Source organism: Kitasatospora sp. P5_F3 (genome assembly GCF_054049135.1).
Genome location: NZ_JBFUMY010000131.1, coordinates 1 through 7,379 on the forward strand (window position 1 = coordinate 1; position 7,379 = coordinate 7,379).

8 protein-coding genes and 1 pseudogene are annotated in these 7,379 nt (G+C 72.8%); 5 read left to right on the forward strand and 4 right to left on the reverse strand.

Going from position 1 to position 7,379, the window contains the following annotated elements; all coding sequences use genetic code 11:
• Positions 1-366 (forward strand): annotated as a pseudogene (locus tag ACXJMZ_RS35710) (cytochrome ubiquinol oxidase subunit I); the annotation flags it as partial.
• A gap of 33 nt (positions 367-399) precedes the next feature.
• On the opposite strand, the gene ACXJMZ_RS35715 reads toward ACXJMZ_RS35710, so the two are convergent.
• Entirely contained in the window at positions 400-1,506 is a 1,107-nt protein-coding gene (locus tag ACXJMZ_RS35715; protein WP_457034172.1) for a polyprenyl synthetase family protein, read from the reverse strand.
• A 153-nt stretch (positions 1,507-1,659) separates the two neighbouring features.
• Here ACXJMZ_RS35715 and metF point away from each other — a divergent pair, with 153 nt between their 5' ends.
• Complete coding sequence (metF, locus tag ACXJMZ_RS35720; protein ID WP_457034173.1) at positions 1,660-2,574, forward strand: methylenetetrahydrofolate reductase [NAD(P)H]; 915 nt, start codon at positions 1,660-1,662, stop codon at positions 2,572-2,574.
• An 85-nt stretch (positions 2,575-2,659) separates the two neighbouring features.
• Positions 2,660-3,373: a hypothetical protein gene (locus ACXJMZ_RS35725; RefSeq protein ID WP_457034174.1), complete on the forward strand. Its 714-nt coding sequence runs from the start codon at positions 2,660-2,662 to the stop codon at positions 3,371-3,373.
• Between the two features lie 7 nt (positions 3,374-3,380).
• Here the strand turns inward: ACXJMZ_RS35725 and ACXJMZ_RS35730 are convergent, their stop codons facing one another.
• Entirely contained in the window at positions 3,381-3,635 is a 255-nt protein-coding gene (locus tag ACXJMZ_RS35730) for a DUF2630 family protein (protein ID WP_057233049.1), read from the reverse strand.
• A gap of 129 nt (positions 3,636-3,764) precedes the next feature.
• Between ACXJMZ_RS35730 and ACXJMZ_RS35735 the strand changes: the two genes are divergently transcribed.
• Positions 3,765-4,097 (forward strand): tetratricopeptide repeat protein, encoded by a 333-nt coding sequence (locus tag ACXJMZ_RS35735; RefSeq protein ID WP_457034175.1) that lies wholly within the window; start codon positions 3,765-3,767, stop codon positions 4,095-4,097.
• Positions 4,098-4,117: 20 nt separating this feature from the next.
• Here ACXJMZ_RS35735 and ACXJMZ_RS35740 read toward each other — a convergent pair whose 3' ends face one another.
• A complete protein-coding gene (locus tag ACXJMZ_RS35740) occupies positions 4,118-5,503 on the reverse strand; it encodes a phytoene desaturase family protein (RefSeq protein WP_457034176.1) in 1,386 nt (461 codons plus the stop codon).
• Positions 5,504-5,647: 144 nt separating this feature from the next.
• On the opposite strand from ACXJMZ_RS35740, the gene sigJ reads away from it, so the two are divergent.
• Positions 5,648-6,532, forward strand: coding sequence for an RNA polymerase sigma factor SigJ (gene sigJ / locus ACXJMZ_RS35745; RefSeq protein WP_457034177.1), 885 nt, complete (start codon positions 5,648-5,650; stop codon positions 6,530-6,532).
• A 7-nt stretch (positions 6,533-6,539) separates the two neighbouring features.
• Here the strand turns inward: sigJ and ACXJMZ_RS35750 are convergent, their stop codons facing one another.
• Positions 6,540-7,187 (reverse strand): DUF4126 domain-containing protein, encoded by a 648-nt coding sequence (locus tag ACXJMZ_RS35750; protein WP_457034178.1) that lies wholly within the window; start codon positions 7,185-7,187, stop codon positions 6,540-6,542.
• Between the last annotated feature and the right edge of the window lie 192 nt (positions 7,188-7,379).

The following is a 7,379-nucleotide window of genomic DNA, read 5'->3' on the forward strand; positions in this document are numbered from 1 at the left end:
CAGCACTGGCTCCAGCACTGGCTCGGCGCGGAGGGCATGCCCCGCCGCTACGCCGACTACCTGGCCTCGGACGGCTTCACCACGCTGAACACCGTCTCGACCATCGGGTCGTTCCTGCTCGGTCTGTCGATCCTGCCGTTCCTCTACAACGTCTGGAAGACGGCGAAGCACGGCGAGCGGGTCGGTGTGGACGACCCGTGGGGCTTCGGCCGTTCGCTGGAGTGGGCGACCTCCTGCCCGCCGCCGCGGCACAACTTCGCGGCGCTGCCGCGGGTCCGTTCCGAGTGCCCGGCCTTCGACCTGCACCACCCGGACATCGCCGAGCTGGACCGGCTGCAGAACGCCCCTGAGAAGCAGCCGCAGTGACGGCCCGTGGTGGTGCAACCTTGCGCAGCTGCCTCAGTACTTGCGGACCGTAGCCGCTTCGGCGAGCGCCAGCAGGGTGGCGCGGGTCGGGCCGTCGGCGAGCGGGGCCGCGTCGAGGGCGGCGAGGGACTGGGTCATCAGTTCGTCGATCCGGCGCTCGACGGTTTCGGCGGCTCCGCTGCGTTCCACCAGCTCGCGCAGGACCGGGACCTCCTCGGCCGTCAGGTCGGCTGCGCCGAGCCGCTCGTCCAGCTGGTGGGCGTCCGCCTTGGAGAGGCCGCGCATGGCGTGGGCGATCAGCAGCGTCCGCTTGCCCTCGCGGAGGTCGTCGCCGGCCGGCTTTCCGGTGACGGCAGGGTCGCCGAAGACGCCGAGCAGGTCGTCGCGGAGCTGGAAGGCCTCGCCCAGCGGGAGGCCGAACGCCGAGTAGGCGGCGACCAGTTCGGGGCTCGCGCCGGCCAGCAGGGCGCCGACCTGGAGCGGCCGCTCGATGGTGTACTTCGCCGACTTGTAGTGCAGCACGGTCTGCGCCCGCTCCAGCGCACCGTCGTCGGCGGAGTCCCCGGCGACCGGTTCCAGGACGTCCAGGTACTGACCGACCATCACCTCGGTGCGCATCAGGTCGAAGGCCGGCTTGGCGGCGAGCACCCGCTCGGCGGGCAGGCCGGAGCGCAGGAAGAGTTCGTCGCACCAGATCAGCAGCAGGTCGCCGAGCAGCACCGCCGCCGAGGCCCCGTACTGCTCCCGGTCGCCGCGCCAGCCACGCTCGCGGTGCAGCGCCTCGAACCTGCGGTGGATGGAGGGGAGGCCGCGCCGGGTGTCGCTACGGTCCATCAGATCGTCGTGCACGAGTGCACTGGCCTGGAGCAGCTCCAGTGCGGCGGCGGCCCGGGGGATGCCCTCGGAGCCGGCCGCGCCGCCTGCCCCGCGCCAGCCCCAGTAGCAGAAGGCGGGCCGCAGCCGCTTGCCGCCGTCCAGCAGGAACTCGCGCAGCGCGTCGGCGGCGGGTGCCAGCTGGGCGGAGACCGTGGCGAGCAGCTCGGTCTGCTCGGCCATGAAGACCGCCAGCGCCGCGTTGACGCGCTCGCGGACGTCCTCCACGTCGATGGGGCTGATCGGCCGGGCGGTGGGCGAGGACACGATGGACTCCGGAGTCGAGGAGGGGGGTGACGCTCAGCCTAACCGGGCCGGGTCAACGCCCCGGGTGTGCCCGTCCGTCGAACGGGGCAGCGGTGTCTCAGCCAGTGGACCACGATTGTCAGGCCCTTCGCGTACCGGGCTAGTCTGCTCGACATGGCACTCGGTATCCCCTCCACGAGAACAGACCGGGCGGATACCGTCCGCGACCTGTTGGCGGCCGGCGACCGCTCGTTCTCCTTCGAGTTCATGCCGCCGCGCACCGAGGCCGGTGAGTCCAAGCTGTGGGACGCGATCCGGCGGGTCGAGGCGCTGGACCCCAACTTCGTCTGCATGACGTACGGCGCGGGCGGCTCCTCGCGCGGACGGACCGTCAACCTGGTCGGCCGGATCGCCACCGAGACCACGCTGACCCCGGTCGCGCACCTGACCGCGGTGGACCACTCGATCGCCGAGCTGCGCAACATCATCGGCCAGTACGCGGACGAGGGCGTCCGCAACGTGCTGGCGGTCCGGGGCGACCCGCCCGGTGACCCCGAGGGCGAGTGGGTCAGGCACCCGCAGGGTGTCGAGTACGCGTACCAGCTGGTCGAGCTGATCAAGAGCATCGGCGACTTCTGCGTGGGGGTGGCGGCGTTCCCGTCGATGCACCCGCGCTCGGAGAGCTGGGACGACGACATCCGGCACTTCGTGGCCAAGTGCCGGGCCGGTGCGGACTACGCGATCACCCAGATGTTCTTCGAGGTCGAGGACTACCTGCGGCTGCGCGACCGGGTCGAGGCGGCGGGCTGCTCGACGCCGATCATCCCGGAGATCATGCCGGTCACCAACATCCGGCAGCTCACCCGCTTCCCGCAGCTCTCCGGCTCCGAGTTCCCGCCCGAGCTGCAGCGCCGGTTCGAGGCGGTCGCCGAGGACCCGGAGGCGGTCCGCGCGATCGGCATCGAGCACGCCACCGCGATGGCTGAGCGGCTGCTCGCCGAGGGTGCGCCGGGGCTGCACTTCATCACGCTCAACCACTCGACGGCGACCCTGGAGATCTACCAGAACCTCGGCCTGCACCAGCGCTGAGGTCGGTCCGGGGATGTGGGCCCCGACCCGGCGAGCCTGTACAGTCGCCGCAACGCGCAGGGGTCGGTGACGTGGAGGTCGCGGTATGGGCATCGGGTTCCTGTTGCTGTACGCCGCGCTCGCGGTAGTCGCGCTCTGGCTGGTCGCCGAGCTGCTGCTGCAGAACCGTGCCCCGCTGCACTGGCGTGCGGTCGCCCTCGGCGGCTTCCTCGCCGTGGTCGCCGGGATGGCGCTCTCCTCGGTACTGGTGATCGGCGCCGGGGCCGCCCTGTTCGCGGCCGGCCAGGTGCTGGTCACCCTCTCGGTCAAGCGCGGCTACGTCGCGGGCTGGTCGCTGCGCCGCGCCGACGGTGCGCTGCCGGGAGCCCTGGCCAAGGTGCCGCTGCTCAGCGCCGCCACCGGCGGCGAGCCGGAGGAGGCCGCCGAGGTGGTCCAGCAGGTCGGTGAGGTCGGCCCGATCGAGCCCGAACAGGCGCCGGTGGCCTACGAGTTCGAGCAGATGCAGGAGCTGGCACCCGAGCCGGTCGCGGCGGACGGCGTCTACGCCGCCGCGTACTACCAGCAGCCCTACTACGACCAGGGCTACCAGCAGCCGCAGTACGGCTACGAGCAGTACCAGTACCAGGACCCGTACGGCCAGCCGCAGCAACAGCAGCAGTACTACGACCAGGGGTACCAGCAGCAGGAGTGGCAGCAGCAGCCGGCCGTCCCGCAGCAGTTCAACCCGGAGCAGCCGGAGCAGTACGCCTCCGAGCAGCAGCCGCAGCAGCAGAACTGGAACTACCAGCAGCAGATCTGACCGCCCGTCAGGACTCGTAGCCCTCGACCTCGGCGGCCGGGCGGACCCGTGCGGTGCCCGGGTCCTCGCCGAACTCGCTCCGGGCCCGGCGCTGGCGCAGCAGGTCCCAGCACTGGTCCAGCTGGACCTCCAGCGCGGCCAGCTCCTCGCGGGCGGAGGCCTCGTCGGCGGTGCCGTCCGAGATGCGGGCGCGCAGCTGCTTCTCGGCGTCGACCAGTTTGCCGATCGAGCCGAGGATGTCGGAGTTCTCCTGGCCGGTCATGACGGGCCTCCTGGGGGTACGGGCTGCGGACACCGTCATCCTCGGTCCCGGCCGGGCTCCGCGCATGCCGGGAACACCCGGACGGCCGTCTCGGTTGACGTCGCCGGAAGCGGAAGGAGACCCACCCCCATGAGCTACCAGGAGTACCAGCGGGCCACCCTGTTCTTCGACTCGAAGGACTACAGCGGCGCGGCCCGGATCCTCGCCCCGATCGTCGACGCCGACCCGGAGAACCGGGCCGCGGTCGAGCTGCTCGGGCGGTCCTACTTCCACAGTGCCCAACTCGGCCGGGCAGAGCTGACGTTCCAGCGGCTGATCGAGCTGGACCCGGGCAACGGCTGGGCGTACGAGGTGCTCGGCCGCACCCTGGAGCGCCAGAACCGGGCTGACCAGGCCGCCCGCTACCGCAAGCTGGCCCGGGCGATGGGCCAGCCCGGCGCCGGCGGTGCCGTAGGGGTCTGACCTGACCGGGTGCGGGGCCGTCAGGCCGGGCCGATCAGGCCCGCCACGATCGAGGCCGACATCCCGGCGCGGGCCMGCCCGCCGCCGGGGTGGGCGGCCGCGCCGATCCGGTACAGGCCGTCGGGCCCGGCCGCGTTCGGCGGGCTCAGGAAGCTGCCGCCCGCGCCCGCCAGGGAGGGCAGAGGATGGGGCCGACCGGGGGCGAGCTGTTCGCTCCAGCGGATCCGCTCGCGCAGGTCGAGCCCGGCCGCCGTGAGGTGGTCGAGCAGGTGGTCGGCGTAGCCCTCGGGCGCCGGCCCCGGGGGGACGGTGACCGTCAGGGTGACCGCCTCGTGGCCCTCGGGGGCCAGCGCCGGGTCGTTCGGCCGGTGCACCTGGACGGTCGGGAAGCGGGGGAACTCGGCGGTGTCGAAGAGCGCGGCGAGCTCGGCGGCGGTGTCCCTGGCGTGCACCACGGTGCGGACGGCGGTACCTGACGGGCGCTCACCCCGCAGCGCCAGCAGCACGGTCAGCCGGGCCTGTCCCGGCCGGGTGGCGGGGATGTCCTCGGCGCGGGCGGACAGCACGGTGTCGGCCTCGAACCGGCGCTCCCCGGCGGCCACCCCGGTGACCCGGCCGTCGGCGCTGAGCACCTCGGTGACGGCGGTGCCGAAGTGGAACTCCACCCCGCGCTGCTCGCACCGGCGGAACACCGCGTCGGCCAGCGCGCGCATCCCGCCGCCGACGTACCAGACGCCGAAGGACTGCTCCATGTACGCCAGCACGGTCGCCCCGGCCGGGGCGGTGCGCGGGTCGAGGCCGAAGCGCAGCGCGTACTCGTACAGCAGCGCGGTCGGTCCGGCGCCGCCGAGCTCCCTGGCCGCCACCTCGGCCACCGTGTGCGGGGTGGTCCGGCGCAGCCGGGCCAGGCCGCGGCGGGGGGCGGTGGGGTAGGGATCGGTGTGCAGCCGGGTCGGGTCGGCGGGGAGGGGTTCCTCCAGCAGCGGGCGGCGGGTGGCCTCCCAGACCGTCCGGGCCCGGTGCATCACCTCGCTCCAGCGCTCGCCGGAGCCGGGGCCGAAGGCGGCGTCCAGCGCCTGGGCCACACCGCCCCGGGAGGCGTTCGGCAGCAGCAGGTCGGTGCCGTCCGGGAACAGGTGGCGGCTCTCGGGCTCGACCGGGGCCAGCGCGACCAGCTGCTCGAGCGGCTCCTTGCCGGTCTTCAGCGCGAGGTCGCGGTAGACGGCGGGCAGCGCGAGCAGGGTGGGCCCGGTGTCGAAGGCGAACCCGTCGCGCTCGTACCGGCCGACCTCCCCGCCGTACGTCGGCCCGGCCTCACAGACCGTCACCCGGTGCCCCAGGGTGGCCAGTCGCGAGGCGGCGGCCAAACCGCTCATTCCAGCGCCGATGATGACGATCCGTGCCATGGGGCTTGATCCTATGCGGTCCGGTGGCCCCGGCTCGGCGGGTGGTCGGGACCGGCGAAAACCACCTTCGTGCGGCTTTCATTGTCATATCGTCAGTTCAGTCCTTGCACAGCACCGACGGATCCCGACGAGCGGATGTGACAGATGCGCGACCTGGACCAGCTGGCTGAGCGGTTCGAGGCGGAGCGGACCGGGCTCAGAGCCGTGGCTTACCGGATGCTGGGCTCGGTGAACGAGGCCGAGGACGCCGTCCAGGAGGCCTGGTTCCGGCTGGAGCGGTCCGACGTGGCGGAGGTGCGGAACCTCCCGGCCTGGCTGACCACCGTGGTCGGCCGGGTCTGTCTGGACCAGCTGCGGGCGCGCAGGTCCCGCCGGGAGGACGCCCTGGAGTGCCACGTGCCCGACCCGGTGGTCGGCGAGCTGGGCGTGGTGGACCCGGAGCAGCAGGCGCTGCTCGCCGACTCGGTCGGCCTGGCGATGCTGGTGGTGCTGGACACTCTGCCGCCCGCCGAGCGGGTGGCCTTCGTGCTGCACGACATGTTCGCGGTGCCGTTCGAGTCGATTGCCCCGATCGTCGACCGGGAGCCCGCCGCCACCCGGCAGCTGGCCAGCCGGGCCCGCCGCCGGGTGCAGGGTGCGGCCGTCCCGGAGACCGACCTCGGGCGGCAGCGGGTGGTGGTGGAGGCCTTCATGGCCGCCTCCCGGGCCGGGGACTTCGAGTCGCTGCTCGCGGTGCTCGACCCGGACGTGGTGCTCCGTGCCGACACCGGGGCGGGCGGCCTGGCGGGCGCGTCCCGGCTGATCCGCGGTGCGCAGGCGGTGGCGAACCAGGCGCTGATGTTCTCCGCGATGGCCCCGTACTCCCGGCTGGCGCTGGTCAACGGCGCGGTCGGCCTGGTCGGCGTGCCCGAGGACAGGGCGTACTCGGTGATGGGTGTGACCGTCCGGGACGGTCGGATCGCCGAGATCAACCTGCTGGTCGATCCCGACCGGCTGGCCGGGATCGACGTGTCCTTCCTGACCGGCTGAGGGGGAGTCAGTACGGGACGCGGGTCGCTCCGCTGCCGTCGTTCGCCCCCGGGGCCGGGTGGTGGGCGGCGGCGCGGTTCGCTTTGCGCTCGCGGCGGCGGACGATGAAGCGGCGGATCCGGGAGATCGCGAACCAGACCAGCAGGGCGCCGACCAGTATCAGGACGGCGGCGGCCGAGGCGGCCAGCCAGGGGTGGAAGATCGCCAGGGTGACCAGGCCGGCCACCGAGAGGTCCTCGGTGATGCTGGCCACGATGTTGCTGGCCGGCTCGGGCGAGGTGTTGATCGCCATCCGGAGCGAGGCCTTGATGCCGTGGCTGATCAGGGCGGTGGTGCCGCCCATCGCCCCGGCCGCCACCTCGCCGAGCGAGCCCGGGTCCTGACTGGCCAGCAGCGCACCGATGGTGGCACCCGCGATCGGCCGGATCACGGTGTGGATCACGTCCCAGACCGAGTCCACGTACGGGATCTTGTCGGCCACCGCCTCGCAGAGGAAGAGCACGGTGGCGGCGATCAGTACGTCGGTGCGCTCCAGGGTCGGCGGCACCGAGTCGGCGCCGCCGAACCGGCCCAGCAACCCGAGCAGCAGCACCACCGCATAGGCGTTGATCCCACTCGCCCAGCCGCTGGTGAAGACCAACGGGACGACGCTCATCCGTTCCCCCTCCGTGGACCCTGCCGATGTTCGGGGCTCACCGTATCCGGTGCTTCCCCCGGCGGGTCAGGACGCCGTGGGGGCGGGTGCGGTTCCCGGGTGCCGAGCGGCGGGTGAAAGGTGAGTACGGATACTCAGATCATCAGTTGAGTACTCCAGCGGATGGCCCCCGACCTGCGGGAACGGCAGAGT

Bases quoted from the DNA above. Each gene is read 5' to 3' on its own strand.
- metF (WP_457034173.1), top strand. From the start codon at position 1,660: ATGGCACTCGGTATCCCCTCCACGAGAACAGACCGGGCGGATACCGTC.
- ACXJMZ_RS35725 (WP_457034174.1), top strand. From the start codon at position 2,660: ATGGGCATCGGGTTCCTGTTGCTGTACGCCGCGCTCGCGGTAGTCGCG.
- ACXJMZ_RS35730 (WP_057233049.1), bottom strand. From the start codon at position 3,635: ATGACCGGCCAGGAGAACTCCGACATCCTCGGCTCGATCGGCAAACTG.
- ACXJMZ_RS35735 (WP_457034175.1), top strand. From the start codon at position 3,765: ATGAGCTACCAGGAGTACCAGCGGGCCACCCTGTTCTTCGACTCGAAG.
- sigJ (WP_457034177.1), top strand. From the start codon at position 5,648: ATGCGCGACCTGGACCAGCTGGCTGAGCGGTTCGAGGCGGAGCGGACC.
- ACXJMZ_RS35750 (WP_457034178.1), bottom strand. From the start codon at position 7,187: ATGAGCGTCGTCCCGTTGGTCTTCACCAGCGGCTGGGCGAGTGGGATC.